Source organism: Lysobacter korlensis, assembly GCF_042434515.1.
Map to the genome: position 1 here is coordinate 45,272 of NZ_JBHLTG010000016.1, position 15,463 is coordinate 60,734.

Below are 15,463 nucleotides of genomic sequence, written 5' to 3' on the forward strand. Positions count from 1 at the left end.
GCGCCAGGGAGCTCCCCAGTGGGCATCCCTGGCGCCACGCCGGTCGGCCGGCGCCAGCATCGTCGCACCGGCATCAATCAGGTGCCGAAACCGAAAGGAAGCACTTCGAAATGACCTCGACCCACCTCCAGCTCCCGCTCGCCGAAGGCCCCGGCTCCGTCTCGCACGCACCGGGCCTTCCAGACGGGTTCACGGAAACCTTCACGAGCCGGTACATCTCCGTCGGCGATCTGCGACTGCACGCGGTCGTCGGCGGCGACGGACCGGCCCTGCTCCTGGTGCACGGCTGGCCGGAGAACTGGTACGCCTGGCGCCATGCGATGCCGGCGCTCGCGCAGGACTACACGGTCATCGCGGTGGATCAGCGCGGCATCGGCCTGTCGGACAAGCCGCAGGGCGGGTACGACCCCGCCAGCCTCGCCACAGATCTGATCGGGCTGATGGACGCGCTCGGTCACGAGCGGTTCGCAGTCGCGGGCCACGACACCGGGTTCGCCATCAGCTATGCGCTGGGCGCTGACTATCCGGACCGCGTGCAGCGCCTGGTGCTGGCGGAGATCCCCGGTGCGCCCGGGACCACGCCCGCGCCGCCGCTGTTCACTCCCGCACCGCTGAACGACCGTCTCTGGCACATCCCGTTCAACCGGGCGGAGACCCTGCCGGAACTGCTCGTCGCCGGCCGCGAGGACGTCTTCTTCGGCTACGAGTTCGCGATCCAGGGCGGCAACCTGCCCCAGGAAGCGATCGACTACTACGTCGGTCTGCTCTCCAACCCCGAGTCGCTGCGCGGCAGCTTCGGGTGGTACCGCGCCTTCGACGCGATGCTCGCACAGAACCAGGAACGCGCCACCCGTCCGCTCTCGATGCCGGTGCTCGCGATCGGCGGCGAGCGGAGCTGGGGCGGCCACGTCGGCGAGGGGGTTCAGGCGGTCGCGGAGAACGTGACCAGCGTGGTCATCTCGGGCGCCGGCCACTGGGTCGCCGAGGAGGCTCCCGGCCAGGTGCTCGCCGCGCTGACCGAGTTCCTCGCTCCCTACCGCGACGGAGAGACCGCCGTCCAGCACGCCGCGTGAATCACGGTCTCGACATCGGGCCGGCCCACCCCGGCCCGATGTCGAGCCGACGCCGCACCTGTGGCGGTTCGGTGTGAACCACTTGTGGGGTGCGATCCCGATCTCTACTGTCGGGGTAGGCGGTGAGTATGCCGAGTGGGAACGAGCGCCTGGGGCTGCTAGGCAGGCGCAGCGAGTGCGACGCACTGGACCGGGTGCTTGCGAGCGCGAGATCCGGCACCGGGCAGGTTGTGGTGGTCAGCGGCGAGGCCGGCGTGGGCAAGACGGCGCTGCTCGGGCACGTCCTCGCGCAGGCCGACGGGTTCGCGGTCGGTCGGGCATCGGGTGTCGAGTCGGAGATGGAGCTCGCGTATGCGGGCCTGCACCAGCTGTGCGGTCCATTCCTCGACCGCATGCCCCAGCTCCCTGAACCGCAGCGGCTCGCTCTCGCCACCGCCTTCGGAGCGCGGTCGGGGGAGGCGCCCGACCGGTTCCTCGTGGGCCTGGCGCTGCTCAGCCTGCTCGCGGAGGTTGCGGAGTCCAAGCCCCTGCTCTGCGTCGTCGACGATGCGCAGTGGCTCGACGCCGCCTCGTTGCAGGCGCTGAGCTTTGCGGCACGACGCCTCGGCGCGGAGCGGATCGCGCTCGTGTTCGGGCTGAGAAGCGGTGTCGCCGGGAGTGCCGGGGCGGATGCCTTCGACGGACTCCCGCACCTCGCGCTCCACGGGCTTGCCGACGCCGATGCAGGCGCGCTCCTCGACTCGGCGCTCCCGGGTCCGCTCGACGCGCGGGTGCGGAACCGGATCCTGGCGGAGACGCGCGGGAACCCCCTGGCGCTCCTCGAGCTTCCCCACGGGCTCGGCGCGGTCGAGCCGGGGCTGGCGCAGGATGCCGGTGATGACGACGATCTCGCCCGCCGGATCGAGCGTGGGTTCTTCGCGCGCATGGAGCCGCTCCCGCAGGCCACGCGAACGCTGCTGCTCCTGGCTGCGGCAGAACCGCTGGGCGACGTGGCACTGCTGTGGCGTGCCGCCGGGAAACTCGGCATCGGGCCCGATGCCGTCGCTCCGGCGACCGAGGCAGGACTGCTCGACCTCGACACGAGCGTGCGCTTCCGCCATCCGCTCGTCCGGTCGGCGGTGTACCGGGCGGCACGAGACGACGACCGGCGCCGCGTCCACGCTGCGCTCGCCGAGGCCACGTCCGCCGAGACGGATCCCGACCGGCGCGCATGGCACCGGGCAGCGTCCGCCGTCGGGCTCGACGACGACGTCGCGACGGAGCTGGAGGAGTCGGCCGGCAGGGCGCGCGCCCGCGGCGGCTGGGCGGCCGCCGCCGCATTCCTCACCCGAGCGACGGAGCTGTCGTCCGACCCGGGCGTGCGCGCCCAGCGCGCGCTCGCGGCCGCGCACGCGAAGCTCCAGGCGGGGGCGACGGGCGGCGCCCACGCCGTGCTGGCGGTTGCGGAGGCGGGGCCGCTCAGCGAGCTCGACTCCGCCCGGGCGCAGCTGCTCGGCGCACAGATCGAGTTCGCGGCGACCCGCGGCCGTGAGGCGCCGGCGATGCTCCTCGCGGCCGCCAGACGTCTGGAGCGGCTGGACGCCAGGAACGCTCGGGACACCTATCTCGAGGCGTTCGCGGCCGGCCTGTTCGCGAGCCGGCTCGGGACGTCCGGAGTCGTCGACGTCGCGGAAGCCGTCCGCGCCGCGACCTGGGTCGGTGAGCAGCGGTTCCCCGTGCGTGCCTGCGAACTGCTGCTCGACGGTCTGTCGGTGCTGGTCACGGACGGCCACGCCGCCGGCGTGGCGCTCGTCCGGGACGCACTGGACGCGTTCCGCGTGGACGACATCGAGGACGATGACGCCCTGCGCGGTCTGTGGCTCGCGTCGCGCGCTGCCCGGGCGCTCGGCGACGACCTGGCCTGGGACGACTTGACGATGCGCAACGTCCGGATCGCACGGAAGAGCGGCGCGCTGTCCGCGCTCGCGATCGCGCTGACGGAGCGCTTCCAGGTCGAGCTGCTCATGGGTCACCTGCCGGAGGCGCTCGCCGTGGCGGCGGAAGCTCAGGCGGTCATCACGGCGACCGGGAACGACCGCAGCCCCCACATCCCGTTCCTGCTTGCGGCCTGGCAGGGGCGCGAGGCCGAAACCCTCGAGATCCTCGCCGCGCGCACCGCCGAGGTCACCGCCCGCGGAGAGGGGCTGTGGTTCACCGGCACGGAATGGACGAGCGCCGTCTTCTTCAACGGTCTCGGCCGCTACGACGACGCGCTGGCCGCCGCGGAGCGCGCCGCAGAGCACCCGCACGAGCTCGGTCTGTCGACGTGGGTCTATCCGGAGCTGATCGAGGCAGCCGTCCGGACCGAGCAGCCCGAACGGGCAGGGGACGCGATGGCGCGCCTCACGGAGATCGCGGAAGCCAGCGGGACCGACTGGCTCCGTGGTGTCGCCGTGCGCTCCCGCGCGCTCCTCAGCGCCGAAGAGAAGGCGGAACCGCTGTACCTCGAGGCGGTCGAGCGGCTCGCCCTGACCCGCATCGAGGTCGCCTCCGCCCGCGCGCACCTGCTGTACGGCGAGTGGCTGCGCCGGCAGGGCAGGCGGGTGGATGCGCGGGGGGAGCTGCGGGCGGCGCACGAGTTCTTCACGCTCGCCGGGATGGAGAGCTACGCGGAGCGCGCTCGCCGTGAGCTGAGCGCGACCGGCGAGACGGTGCGGGCGCGCACCGTCTCGACGGCGAACGATCTGACCGCGCAGGAATCCCTGATCGCGCGACTCGCCGTCGAGGGCCGGACCAATCCGGAGATCGGCGCGCAGCTCTTCCTCAGCCCCAGAACCGTCGAATGGCACCTGCGGAAGGTGTTCACCAAGCTCGGCGTGACCTCACGCAAGGGGTTGCGAACTGCGTTGGCGGGGCCGGCGCAGCGGCAGCTCGCCTGACGCTGCGCCGGCACGGTCGGCGGGCGCGGCTAGACGGGGCGGTTGAACTCCAGAAGCTGGGCAGTGCCGGACAGGTCCGCGGGCGTCGCCGTTCCCGTCGGCAGGCGCAGCGTGGTGATCGCCGTGCCGGCAAGCCAGGGGAACACCCGCCGGTATTCGTTCAGCGGGATGCCGAGCAGCGAGCTGAAGAGCAGCCTGCCGACCGCCGAGTGCGCCACGACCAGAACACGGCCCCCGGGTGAGGTCTGAGCGAGCTCCCACACCGCCTCCACGGCGCGTGCGGCCGCGGCGGCGCCGACCTCGCCGCCGGGGAACGGGGAGGTCGCGGGCGTGCGGACATACGCGGCGCGTGCCTCCGGCAAAGTCCGCTCGGTCTCATCCTGGGTGAGACCCTCGGCCGACCCGAACCCCACCTCACGGAACCTGCGGTCGATCTCGAGCCGCAGTCCGAGCGCGTCCGCGGTGGGTCGTGCGGTGTCGACCGCCCGGCTGAGACTCGACGCCACGACACGGTCGAAGCCGGTGTCCGCCGCCCAGGCCGCGAGCTCGGCCGCCTCCTTCCGCCCATGGTCGGTGAGCGGGATGTCGCTGGTGCCGGCGTACCGATTCTCGGCGTACCAGATCGTTTCGCCGTGTCGTGCGTAAGAGAGGGTGAGCATCATGCGAGCCGTTCTGTCGTGGTCATGCCACCACAATGCGCCCGGAGCCACCTGATCGCGCCCGTGGGACTCACTGGCGGGTGCCCCGAGGGCGCGGTCGAAGCGCAGCTCGACTGCGTGACGGCAGACCGGGGCCTCCGGTAGGCGGCCCCGGGGGAGCACCAGGGGGGACCACGGGCGCGACGCGATCCGGTCGGCGCGATCGTTGGGTCGAGGTCGGGAGACACCCGATCACCGAAACAAGGAGACACCTGAAGTGGACTTGAAACTCGAAGGGATCGTGCTTCCCGTCACCGACGTGGACCGCGCGAAAGCCTTCTACGAGCGTCTGGGCTTCCGGCTCGACGCGGACTTCCCCGGACCCGACGGCTTCCGGATCGTGCAGTTGACCCCTCCCGGGTCGCAGGCGTCGATCCTGTTCGGCAGCGGGGTGACGGACTCGAAGGCCGGTTCGGTGCAGGACCTGCTCGTCGTCGTCTCGGACATCGAGGCCGCGCGGGACGATCTCGTCGCCCGCGGCGTGGCCGTGTCGGACGTCTGGCATGACGCCGGCGGCGTGTTCTACCACGCCGGGACCAGCCACCGTGTTCGCGGGGCGCACCCCGAGAACGCCTCGTACGGTTCCTATGCATCCTTCAGCGACCCGGACGGCAACGGCTGGGTCCTGCAGGAAGTCACGAAGCGGCTGCCGGGACGATGAGCTGGACAGTGAGCGAGACCGTCCCGCAGGTCGACACCGTGCAGGTGGTGCTGGACGTCCTGAAGCAGGCGGCCGCGGCGCACGGCGTCCACGAGGCGGAGGTGCTCGGCGGTCGATATGACGAAGAGTGGCCGCAGTGGTATGCAGAGCACATCGCGAGCACACTTGCAGACAGTGGCTACACGATCGTTCGGACCGCGTCATGAGCGAGTACTCGCCGGTGCTGCTCCAGTACCAGGCGCTCTACATGCAGTACGTGATCGCGAAGCGCGCTCGGGAGGCCGCACTGCCTCCTGAGATCTCCACCCACAACCGCAGACCACAGCGATGAGCGGACGGCAGCCGGCCGCAGCACCCGACCGGCTGCCGCCGTCCGACGGCCTTCAGGGTCAGAAGAAGAGGGAGACATGACAACGACCGAATACGACGTCATCGTGCTGGGCGCGGGGGCTGCGGGGGAGAACGTGGCCGACCGCGCCGTGCAGGGCGGACTGACCGCGGTGCTGGTCGAGGATGAGCTCGTGGGCGGCGAATGCTCCTACTGGGCATGCATGCCGTCGAAGACACTGCTCCGCTCCAGCCATGCGCTGCGCGTCGCGCAGAGCATTCCCGGCGCGGCCGAGGCTGTGACCGGAGAGCTCGACGTCGCCGCCGTGCTCGCACGACGCGACTACATGGTGAACGACTGGTCGGACGCCGGCCAGGTCAAGTGGGTGGACGGTGCGGGCATCTCGCTCGTCCGGGGCCGAGGCCGCATCACCGGCCCGAGGGAGGTCACCGTGACCGCCGCAGACGGGACGACGACCGTGCTCGCCGCGCGGCACGCCGTCACCATCGCGACCGGGTCCGATCCGCTTCTCCCGGACATCGACGGGTTGCGTGAGGCCGCGCCCTGGGGCAGTCGCGAAGCGACCAGCGTCAAGAGCGTGCCCGGCAGTCTCGCGATCCTCGGCGGAGGCGTCGTCGCCGCCGAGATGGCGACGGCTTTCGTCGGCTTCGGCAGCGAGGTCACCCTGATCGCGCGAAGCGGGCTGCTTACGGGGATGGAGCCGTTCGCCGGTGAGCTGGTCTTGGACTCGCTCCGCGAGCGCGGCGCCACGGTGCTTCTGAACACGACCACCACCCGCGTGACGCGCTCGGCCGACGGGGTGGCGATCCAGCTTGCCGACGGCACGACGGTGGTCGCCGAGGAGATCCTGGTCGCGACCGGCCGTGCGCCCCGAACCGAGGACCTGGGGCTGGACGCGATCGGACTGACGCCGGGGGAGTGGCTGAGCACGGATGACACCCTGCGGGTGGACGGATTCGACTGGCTCTACGCGGTCGGCGACGTCAACCGGCGGGCGCTGCTGACCCACCAGGGCAAGTATCAGGCGCGCGCGGCCGGCGACGTGATCGTGGCGCGGGCGACCGGTGCCACGGTCTTCGACGCCCCGTGGGGAACCCACGTGGCGACCGCCGACCACGACGCGGTGCCGCAGGTGACCTTCACCGACCCGGAAGTCGCATCGGTCGGGCTCACCTCCGACGCCGCGCGGAAAGCCGGCTATGACATCCGCGTCGTGGACTACGAGCTCGGGTCGCTCTCCGGGGCCTACGTCCACTCGGATGGCTACGCCGGAACAGCGCGGATGGTGGTGGACGAGGACCGCAAGGTGGTGCTCGGTGCGACCTTCGTCGGACCGGACGTCGGGGAGCTGCTCCACTCCGCGACGATCGCGATCGTCGGGGAGGTGCCGCTCGACCGGCTCTGGCACGCCGTGCCGTCCTACCCGACGGTGAGCGAGGTGTGGCTGCGACTGCTGGAGGCGTACGGGCGTCCAACGCCGGTGCGTTCCGGCGCGGAGGAATCGGTGGCCGCCGGCTGACCCGTCAGGGCCGGCCGGCCTCCACCTTCTCCTGCTCCGATGCGGGTGCTGCCTCGAGCTCGCCCGCGCGAACCGGCGGCACACGGTCTGCGTACAACCAGCGGGACATCACGGCGCGCACCCGGTTCCGGAACCGGATGCGGCCATCCCCGTCCGGACGGAGGACCAGCGGCGCCGGAGCCTCGTAGTCGACCAGCTCGGGTCGCCGGTGGACATCCACCGGGGTGTGCTTCTCCGCATACCCGCCGCCCGGAAGCCGCACGATCCGGCCGGTCTCGACACCATGCATCACGATCGCCCGATCCTTCTTCTGCAGCGCGAGGCAGGTGCGCTTGGTTCCGACGTAGGCGATCAGCGGACCGAGCAGGAGCGTGACCTGCAGCGCGAGCACGACGCTTTCGACGCTGAGCCCGAAACGCATGGCGATCACGTCCGAGCCGGCGGCCGCCCACAAGACCCCGTAGACCGTGACGCCGGCTGCGCCGATCGCGGTTCGTGCCGGCGCGTTCCGCGGCCGATCCAGGAGGTGGTGCGACCGCCGGTCGCCCGTGACCCACGCCTCGAGGAAGGGATACAGCGCCGCGGCCAGCAGATACAGGCCCACAAGGCCCACCGGGACGAGGATCGCGAGGGTCCAGGTGCGGTCCAGCCACACCAGCTCCCACCCGGGGGGCGTGAGTCGCTGCGCGCCGTCGAGGAAGGCGACGTACCAAAGGGCGCCCGCCCCCGCGGAGGCGTTCCCCGGGTCGGCTGGGCCGTAGGCCCAAACCGGGTTGACCGTCACCCCGGCGGCGATCGCCGTCAGGAGACCGGCCACCAGGAAGAACAGTCCGCCTCCCTTCACCGCCGCGACCGTGAGCGGCCGTCCGACGATGTTCGTCTCCTTCCGGCCGGGGCCCGGGAACTGCTCCGGCCCGTTCACCATGGCGAGCAGTCCGTTGAGGAGCATGGCGCCGGCGATGGCGAGTGGCAGCAGCAGGATGTGCAGCGGGTAGAACAGGGCGATCGCACCGCTCGGGAACTCCCCGGAGAAGACGAGGTACGAAGCCCACGTCCCGATGATCGGAATGGCCTTCAGCACCCCGTCGAGCACCGCCAGGGTGCTGCCCGAGAGCAGATCGTCGGGCAGCACCGCCCCGGTCAGGCCCGCACCCCAGCTCAGGAACAGGATCCCGAACAGGACGAGCCATCTCAGCTTGCGCGGCTTCCGGAATCCGCCGGTGAAGAAGATCCGCAGGATGTGCGCCATCAGCGCCGCGATCATGAGCGACGCGCTCCAATTGTGCAGCTGCCGCACCAGCAGGCCGCCTCGAACGTCGAACGAGATCTGCAGCGTCGACTCCAGGGCCCTCGACATCTCCACTCCGTGCAGCGGGGTGAAGCTGCCGTCGTAGCGCACCAGCGTGGTCGACGCGTCGTAGAAGAACATCAGGAAGATGCCCGTGACCGTCACGATGATGAAGCTGTAGACCGCCACCTGCCCGAACAGCAGCGACCAGTGGTCGGGGAACGCCTTGGACCGGGCGCGGCGAAGCGCCCGGTCGAACCACGACAGTTCCTGCAGCCGTGCCGACAGCCGCTCGGTCAGCCGGTCGCCATCGCCACGCCTTCGCCCGTTCACGTGAATCCTCCTCGCGCTGGAAACAGAGTCGCTCACCAGTACGACGATCCACGGCCGGGTTTTGTGACGCTCCCGGACGAGCTCGTGCCGACCGGCGGGAGGACCGGGTCGGCGCCGGTCCTCACCGTGCGCTGGTGAGCTGCGACGTCGTCGCCAGGATCCCGTCGATGAAGCCGTACTCGAGCGCCTCCTCCGCGGTGAACCAGCGGTCCCGGTCGGCATCGCCGAGAATTTCGGGCAGCGCCCTGCCGGTCTGCTCACTGGTGATCTCGGCGAGCCGCTGCTTGACGTGCAGGATCTGCGTGGCCTGAGTCTGGATATCGGCCGAGTTGCCGCCGAATCCGCCGGACGGCTGATGCATCACGATGCTGGTGTTCGGCAGAGCGAACCGCTTTCCCTTCGTCCCGGAGGAGAGGAGGAACTGCCCCATGGAGGCGGCCACCCCGAGCGCGACAGTGCAGACGTCGGACTGGATCGCGCGCATCGTGTCGTGGACGGCGAAGCCCGCCGGAACGGACCCGCCGGTCGACTGGATGTAGAGGGAGATGTCCCGGCCGGGTGCCACGGCGTCCAGCAGGAGCAGCTGGGCGCAGATCTCGTTGGCCGATGCGTCCGTCAGCTCACTGCCGACGAAGACGATCCGCTCGTCGAGCAGGCGCCTGAAGAGGTGGCGGTCTGCTGGTCCGAATCCGATCACGGGATGGGTCCTCTCTCGGGCTGATCTGGTGTCCACACCCTTTCGCGAATCCGGCGGGAGTGCCCATGGGTTCTGCGCTCGGCAGAGGTGCGGGCGCCGAATCTGCTGTGAGCAGAATCCGCCCGATCCAGAGCCCGAATCGGCGGATGGCGCTGCCGGGCTGGCGCACCGCGTTCTACAGTCGGAGCATGGACCGGCTGAGGAGCACACGATGCTGCTGAGACACGCGATCGGACACGTCCTGCGTGCGCGACGCAGGGAGCTCGGCAAGACCCTGAGGGAGGTCGCCGATGCGGGCAGGATCTCGCTGCCCTACCTGTCCGAGGTCGAGCGCGGCCGCAAGGAGCCGTCATCGGAGATCATCGAGGCGATCTGCCAGGCGCTGCGGATCGAGGTCGACGAGCTCCTGAGGAGGGCCGCGGGCACGCTGGCCGGCCGAGACGTCGCCGCACGGGTCCCGGCCGTGGTGGTGCTCGACCTCGTCGGCTCGACGGCGCCCCAGCCGTCGGCCGACGGGGCCACCCGGGGCAGCGTTCGGCTGGCGGCCTGAAGGCGTCGCCGACGGCGCGCGGGCGGCCGGCCGGTCACGAGGTTGGCTGCGCACGGACGATCAGCGGATGCTGACCGGCCAGGCTCACCGGGTGCACGCTGAGAACGTGCCACCCGTCGGACTCCCGGATCAGCCGACGCTGATGCGATGGGACGAGACAGACGAGCACACCGTCGCCGCGGAGCACCCGTCGCCACTCTGCGAGGAATCCGGCGAAATCCTCGTTCCCGCTCACCTGCTTGCCCCACGGCGGGTTCGTCACGATCCGGTCGACCGCTGAATCGCCGAAGGGGAGCTTCCGGGTGTCGGCGACCGTCCAGGTGATGCCAGGACGGGTCCTTCCGTTCGCCGCTGCGAGGTGGACCGAAGAAGGATCCCGATCGCTTCCGTGGACCCACGCTCCGGTCCGGAGGTCGGCCGCCTCGATCGCGAGAGTTCCCGCGCCGCAGCATGGGTCGAGCACCAGGTGCCCGGGCCCGATTCCCGCCAACCGGACCATCGCGGCGGCGACCGGAGGGTGCAGTGACCCCGCGACCGTGGCGGTCCTCCACGGGCGTCGATGCAGCGGGACGCTGGCGATCCGGGGACCGAGCAGGGCGGTCGCGGTGTCCATTGAGAGGCGCCAGTCCAACGTCGGCATCGGCGGCCGTGAGCCGCCGCGCCGGCTGACGTAGTCGGTTCCGAGGCCCTCTGCGATCACAGGTCCCACGGTGTCCTCGAGGTCGTACCGGGTGTAGCTGCGTCTCCCGGTGAACGACGCGGTGACGGTGACCGGACGCCGGCGATCCCCGGGAATCGCCGGAGCGGCGGGCGCCTGCAGGACCGCCTCGCTGAGATCGGCGGCGACCACGGCGGCGCGCAGCACGGCGAGGTCCCGCTTCCCGGCCCCGGGGTCGCCGAAAGCGAGAACGAGCCGGAACAGGTCGTCGATCGTCCGGAGCGCGAGCTCCCCGATCCGTTCGATCGGGGCGCGGATCACCAGCAGCCGCTTGCCGCTGGCGACCACCGCGGCTCCGCGCTCCTCGGCTTCGGTGGCCGCGAGCCGCTCGAGCCCGTGGGTCGTGCGGGCGAAGAGCAGGGCACCGTCGCGACGCGACGCGCCGTCGTCGGCGAAGGACCCCACCTCGCGGTGGCGGACAGGCATGACAGAGCTCCCGGTCGGCGGATCGGGGCGACCCATTCGCGCCCCGCTTCGCTAGCCGCGGGTGTGGCCTCGAACTGGCTAGCGGGAGGCTAGCCCTGTCGGAAGAACATGCTCGTCACGCCGTCGATCCTATGCGTCGAGGCGTGCTGTGGGAACGACAGCGACGTGGATCAGCGAACGCCATCAACGGTGCCTTCCTCGGCCGCAGCCCAGAAAGATCCCAGCAGGTCAGCCCTTGACCGCTCCCGCGGTGAGGCCGCCCACGATGTAGCGCTGCAGTGCCAGGAACAGCAGCAGCACAGGGAGGGCCGCGACGACGGCTCCCGCTGCGAACAGTCCCCAGTTCGAGTTCAGCTCGTTCGAGACCCAGGCGTACATGCCCACGGCGAGCGTCCAGTTGTCCTGACTGACGAGCACGATCCTCGCGAGGATGAAGTCGTTGAACGCGCCGATGAAGCCGATCAGTCCCACCACGGCGAGCACCGGGATGACGAGCGGCATGATGATCCGCCAGAAGATCTGCGCGTGGGTGGCGCCGTCGATCTTCGCCGACTCGTCGAGCTCATTCGGGATGGTGTTGAAGAACCCGTACATGAGGAACGTGTTCGAACCCAGCGCGCCGCCCAGATAGACGCAGATCAGCGCGATCCTCGAGTTGATCCCGAGAGCGGGGACCACCTCTCCGAGCGCGAGCAGCATCAGGAAGATCGCGACGAACGCGACCGTCTGCGGGAACATCTGCAGCAGCAGCAGCCCCGTCAGGCTGGCGCGGCGTCCGCTGAAGCGGAATCGCGAGAAGGCGTACGCCGCTGCCGCGGCCATCAGCACCGTCCCGACGGCCGTGACGCCGGCAACGATCAGGCTGTTCATGCCCCAGGTCCAGAAGCCGGTGCGGAAGAGCGCCGCGTAGTTGCTGAAATCGAGCGCACTGAACAGCGAGCTGCTCCCGGCGAGCGTGCCGCCCGGCCGGAACGCGGTGGACACGACGTAGAGCAGCGGGAACACCGCATAGGCGACGACCACCACGGCGACGGGATACTTCCACCCGACCTCCGCCATCCATCTCGCTCGTCTGGCGCGGCTGCGATCCGGAGCCCCCGGCGTCTGACGGAGCGGCTGCTTCGATTCGGTCGATGTTGACAGCACAGGGGCAGACATCACTGCATCTCCTCGAGCTTGCGGGTCTGGCGGAACGCCAGGGCCGAGATGGTGCCGATCACGATGAAGATGATGATCGACAAGGCGCTGGCGAGGCCGTAGTCGGACGAGCCGCCGGAGACGCCGGAGATCTGATAGACCGCGGTGATCAGCAGGTCGGTCGCACCGATCTGCTCACTGCTGCCCCGGAAGTTCGGCCCGCCTCCGGTGAGCAGGTAGACCAGTGTGAAGTTGTTGAAGCTGAACGCGAACGATGCGATCGCGAGCGGCGCCGTGGAGACGAGCAGCAGGGGCAGCATGATCGACCGGAACCGCCGGAATCTGCCGGCCCCGTCGATCTCCGCCGCTTCCAGCGTGTCACCAGGCAGCGACTGGAGGGCGCCGGTGCAGACCAGGAACCAGTACGGGAAGCTCAGCCAGAGGTTCACCCAGAGCACCGCGAGTCGCGCCAGCATCGGGTCGCCGAACCAGTTGATGTCGGCGCCGAGGAAGAACAGATCGTTGACGATTCCGAACTCCGCGTTCAGCATTCCCCGCCAGAGCAGCGCCGACATGAAGACCGGGAAGGCGTACGGGAGGATGAAGAGGGTGCGGATCACCTTGCGACCGCGGATCCGCGGGTCGTTGTAGATGATCGCGAGCAGAAGCCCGAGACCGAAGCTGGTCAGCGTGGTGAGGATCGCGAACGCGAAGGTCCACACGGTCACCTGAAGCAGCGGTCCGGCGAGTCGTTCGTCGGTGAACGCACGCACGAAGTTGTCGAAGCCGACGGGAACATACCAGCCGGCCGGCAGGCTGCTGCCGTCCTCGGCGACGAAGCTGCCGCGCTCGGTCGAGCGGTACACGGTGCCGGTCTCGGTGTCCGTGATGGTCTGCGTCTCGGGATCCCACTCGAGGGACGAGTTGTACACCGCACCGCTGGTGCCGTCGCGGGTGCGGATCGAACCGCGCTCGGGGTCGTCGGAGACCGGAACCCGCAGGTTCGTCACCCGCTGCTGGAGTTCGGTGTCGGACAGCACCTGGGCGCGGGGGATCACGGTCCAGCCGGGTACCTCCGTCGGGGCGCCGGAGTCGCCGACCTGCGCCCCGCCGACCGTGGCGAGCGGCTCCAGCTCGGTGCCGACTCGCACGTCGCCGTCGCCGTCGACGATCGCGAAGCCGAGCTCCCCGCCGCGGTCGACGACGCTGAGCGGGTAGGTGGGCGAGTCGGGCAGACGCTGTTCGTCCTGGATGAGTGCGGCCTCGACCGCTTGCTCCTGGGAGCCGGAGTGCCCGGTGCCGTAGTTGGTGAACGCGACGTAGCCGGTGTAGACCATGCTGAAGATCTGGAAGACCAGCAGGAAGATCAGGCCGGGGGCCATGTACTTCAGGGGCAGTGCCCGCTTGGTGAAGTAGATGACGTCCGCGATCAGCAGCAGCACGATCGACGCGCCGAGGATGAACCACGACTCCGCTCGGAATGCCGCGAGGATCACCGCGAGCCCGAAGGCGTTCACCAGCGCCATCAGGAGCAGCTTCACCACGAAGCCCCAGCCGAGGCCCCGCCAGCCGCGGGCGTGCGACTCCCGGCCCGGTGAGCCGTCCGGCCGCGGCTCGCTCCGCGGTCGGGCCTGTTCCTGCACCGACATCTGGTTCTCCTGTTCGACGGGTTCTTCGCGAGGGGGTGACCCGGGGGCGGGACGCTCACGTCCCGCCCCCGGGCCGGGTGCTAGCCGCCGAGCTCGTTCTCGAGGTCGGCGATCATCTGGTTCCAGGTCTCGACGGGGTCGGCCCCGCCGAGGATCTGCGCCTCAGCAGCGTTCCAGAACTCCCACACGGAGCCCATCTCCGGGATGCTCGGCATCGGCACGCCGTTCTGCGCGGACGCGAGGAATCCGGCGATGATCGGGTCCGCCGCGGCCTCCTCGGCGATCGCCGAGTATGCCGGGATGCGGGGGTCCGCCTCGTACAGGGCACGCTGCGCGTCCTCCGTGGCGAGGTAGTTCACCAGGAAGTCCGTCGCGAGCAGCGCGTTCTCGCTCTGCGAGCTGAGGTAGAAGCCCTGCACACCGACGAACGGTGCGGCGGTCTCGCCGCCGGCCGACGGGATCGGGTTCACGGCGATGTCCACGCCGGCCTCGTTGAACGCGTTGATGACCCAGGGGCCCTGGATCGTGTACGGCGCCTCACCCGAGGTGAACAGCTCGACGTTGATGTCGTAGGTGACCGTCGGCGGGATGTACCCCTCGCCGGCCTCGCCCTGCTCGTAGAGCCACTGCGCGAACGCCTCGCCCTCCGGACCGCCCATGCCGATCTCACTCGTGTACGAGCCCGACTCGTCCTGCACGAAGACGGGAGCACCGAACGAGGTCTGGATGCCGTACAGCGTGTAGGCGTCGCCGATCTCCGCGCCGGTGTTGATGGCGACCGGGCGCTCGGTGCCGGCCTCCAGACCGCTCTGGATCATCTCGTCCCAGGTCGCCGGTGCCTCGTCGCCGACGAGCTCGGTGTTCTGGATGAGTGCAACCGTCTCGAGCGAGTAGGGCAGCGCGTAGAGCTGGCCCTCATAGGTCATCGCCTCGATCGCCACCTCCTCGAACTCGCCGGCCTTGTCGGCGAGGTCCACCGTGTCGACCACACCGGCCGTCACGAGCGCGCCCAGCCAGTCGTGGGCGCCGACGGTGATGTCGGGTCCCTCACCGGTCGGCACCTGCGTGATGAAGTCGTTGCGCAGGTCCTCGAAGTTCTTCTGCACGAGGGTCACGGTCGCGCCGGTCTCCTCCTCGAACGCGGTGGCCGCGTCGGTGATGGCCTGCTCACGCTCGGCGTCGGTCCAGATGACGATCTCTGCACCGCTGCCGTCGGTGCCGCCGCCACCCTCGGTGGCTTCGGGTGCCGGGGTGGTGCCGCCGCCGCCGCAGCCGGCGAGCAGCACGGCCGACGTCACGGCGAGTGCGCCGATTCCCAGTTGCTTTCGCATGTTGTTCCTTCCAGAGTGGTCGCCGCTGTCCGACTCTGGCGAGTCGCGCCGTCACGACCAGAACGTGGGCGCCGGACCGGATGGTGCCGGCGCAGGGTTGCTTGTGTGGGTGTGTT

The 15,463-nt window shown here is 70.2% G+C and carries 14 protein-coding genes; 7 read left to right on the plus strand and 7 right to left on the minus strand.

Going from position 1 to position 15,463, the window contains the following annotated elements:
* The first annotated feature begins 110 nt into the window (after positions 1–110).
* Positions 111–1,073: an alpha/beta fold hydrolase gene (locus tag ACFFGH_RS32880; RefSeq protein WP_386676860.1), complete on the plus strand. Its 963-nt coding sequence runs from the start codon at positions 111–113 to the stop codon at positions 1,071–1,073.
* Positions 1,074–1,201: 128 nt separating this feature from the next.
* Complete coding sequence (locus ACFFGH_RS32885) at positions 1,202–3,991, plus strand: helix-turn-helix transcriptional regulator (protein WP_386676862.1); 2,790 nt, start codon at positions 1,202–1,204, stop codon at positions 3,989–3,991.
* 29 nt (positions 3,992–4,020) lie between these two features.
* Here ACFFGH_RS32885 and ACFFGH_RS32890 read toward each other — a convergent pair whose 3' ends face one another.
* Positions 4,021–4,650, minus strand: a complete 630-nt coding sequence (locus ACFFGH_RS32890) for a histidine phosphatase family protein (RefSeq protein ID WP_386676864.1) — start codon at positions 4,648–4,650, stop codon at positions 4,021–4,023.
* A 256-nt stretch (positions 4,651–4,906) separates the two neighbouring features.
* Here ACFFGH_RS32890 and ACFFGH_RS32895 point away from each other — a divergent pair, with 256 nt between their 5' ends.
* The 4 genes from ACFFGH_RS32895 to ACFFGH_RS32910 all read left to right on the plus strand — a co-directional run bounded on the left by ACFFGH_RS32895 (position 4,907) and on the right by ACFFGH_RS32910 (position 7,218).
* Positions 4,907–5,350, plus strand: a complete 444-nt coding sequence (locus tag ACFFGH_RS32895; protein ID WP_386676866.1) for a VOC family protein — start codon at positions 4,907–4,909, stop codon at positions 5,348–5,350.
* A gap of 8 nt (positions 5,351–5,358) precedes the next feature.
* Positions 5,359–5,556: a hypothetical protein gene (locus tag ACFFGH_RS32900; RefSeq protein WP_386676868.1), complete on the plus strand. Its 198-nt coding sequence runs from the start codon at positions 5,359–5,361 to the stop codon at positions 5,554–5,556.
* Complete coding sequence (locus tag ACFFGH_RS32905) at positions 5,553–5,681, plus strand: hypothetical protein (protein ID WP_386676870.1); 129 nt, start codon at positions 5,553–5,555, stop codon at positions 5,679–5,681. Before ACFFGH_RS32900 ends, ACFFGH_RS32905 begins: the two co-directional genes overlap by 4 nt.
* A 76-nt stretch (positions 5,682–5,757) precedes the next feature.
* On the plus strand, positions 5,758–7,218 hold the full coding sequence (locus ACFFGH_RS32910) for a dihydrolipoyl dehydrogenase family protein (protein ID WP_386676873.1): 1,461 nt from the start codon (positions 5,758–5,760) through the stop codon (positions 7,216–7,218).
* 4 nt (positions 7,219–7,222) lie between these two features.
* Here ACFFGH_RS32910 and qcrB read toward each other — a convergent pair whose 3' ends face one another.
* Together qcrB and ACFFGH_RS32920 are read right to left on the minus strand one after the other, a co-directional pair.
* Positions 7,223–8,839 (minus strand): cytochrome bc1 complex cytochrome b subunit, encoded by a 1,617-nt coding sequence (gene qcrB, locus ACFFGH_RS32915; protein ID WP_386676876.1) that lies wholly within the window; start codon positions 8,837–8,839, stop codon positions 7,223–7,225.
* A 121-nt stretch (positions 8,840–8,960) separates the two neighbouring features.
* A complete protein-coding gene (locus tag ACFFGH_RS32920) occupies positions 8,961–9,536 on the minus strand; it encodes an ATP-dependent Clp protease proteolytic subunit (protein ID WP_386676879.1) in 576 nt (191 codons plus the stop codon).
* A gap of 211 nt (positions 9,537–9,747) precedes the next feature.
* Between ACFFGH_RS32920 and ACFFGH_RS32925 the strand changes: the two genes are divergently transcribed.
* Positions 9,748–10,086 (plus strand): helix-turn-helix domain-containing protein, encoded by a 339-nt coding sequence (locus ACFFGH_RS32925; RefSeq protein ID WP_386676881.1) that lies wholly within the window; start codon positions 9,748–9,750, stop codon positions 10,084–10,086.
* Between the two features lie 34 nt (positions 10,087–10,120).
* Here the strand turns inward: ACFFGH_RS32925 and ACFFGH_RS32930 are convergent, their stop codons facing one another.
* From ACFFGH_RS32930 to ACFFGH_RS32945, 4 genes are all read right to left on the minus strand, one after another.
* Complete coding sequence (locus tag ACFFGH_RS32930) at positions 10,121–11,230, minus strand: methyltransferase domain-containing protein (protein WP_386676883.1); 1,110 nt, start codon at positions 11,228–11,230, stop codon at positions 10,121–10,123.
* A 228-nt stretch (positions 11,231–11,458) separates the two neighbouring features.
* Complete coding sequence (locus ACFFGH_RS32935; protein WP_386676885.1) at positions 11,459–12,289, minus strand: sugar ABC transporter permease; 831 nt, start codon at positions 12,287–12,289, stop codon at positions 11,459–11,461.
* 98 nt (positions 12,290–12,387) lie between these two features.
* A complete protein-coding gene (locus ACFFGH_RS32940; protein WP_386676887.1) occupies positions 12,388–14,016 on the minus strand; it encodes an ABC transporter permease subunit in 1,629 nt (542 codons plus the stop codon).
* A gap of 80 nt (positions 14,017–14,096) precedes the next feature.
* Entirely contained in the window at positions 14,097–15,347 is a 1,251-nt protein-coding gene (locus tag ACFFGH_RS32945; RefSeq protein WP_386676889.1) for a sugar ABC transporter substrate-binding protein, read from the minus strand.
* Between the last annotated feature and the right edge of the window lie 116 nt (positions 15,348–15,463).

Bases quoted from the DNA above. Each gene is read 5' to 3' on its own strand.
- ACFFGH_RS32880 (WP_386676860.1), top strand. From the start codon at position 111: ATGACCTCGACCCACCTCCAGCTCCCGCTCGCCGAAGGCCCCGGCTCC.
- ACFFGH_RS32885 (WP_386676862.1), top strand. From the start codon at position 1,202: ATGCCGAGTGGGAACGAGCGCCTGGGGCTGCTAGGCAGGCGCAGCGAG.
- ACFFGH_RS32890 (WP_386676864.1), bottom strand. From the start codon at position 4,650: ATGCTCACCCTCTCTTACGCACGACACGGCGAAACGATCTGGTACGCC.
- ACFFGH_RS32905 (WP_386676870.1), top strand. From the start codon at position 5,553: ATGAGCGAGTACTCGCCGGTGCTGCTCCAGTACCAGGCGCTCTACATG.
- ACFFGH_RS32910 (WP_386676873.1), top strand. From the start codon at position 5,758: ATGACAACGACCGAATACGACGTCATCGTGCTGGGCGCGGGGGCTGCG.
- ACFFGH_RS32925 (WP_386676881.1), top strand. From the start codon at position 9,748: ATGCTGCTGAGACACGCGATCGGACACGTCCTGCGTGCGCGACGCAGG.
- ACFFGH_RS32930 (WP_386676883.1), bottom strand. From the start codon at position 11,230: ATGCCTGTCCGCCACCGCGAGGTGGGGTCCTTCGCCGACGACGGCGCG.
- ACFFGH_RS32935 (WP_386676885.1), bottom strand. From the start codon at position 12,289: ATGGCGGAGGTCGGGTGGAAGTATCCCGTCGCCGTGGTGGTCGTCGCC.
- ACFFGH_RS32940 (WP_386676887.1), bottom strand. From the start codon at position 14,016: ATGTCGGTGCAGGAACAGGCCCGACCGCGGAGCGAGCCGCGGCCGGAC.
- ACFFGH_RS32945 (WP_386676889.1), bottom strand. From the start codon at position 15,347: ATGCGAAAGCAACTGGGAATCGGCGCACTCGCCGTGACGTCGGCCGTG.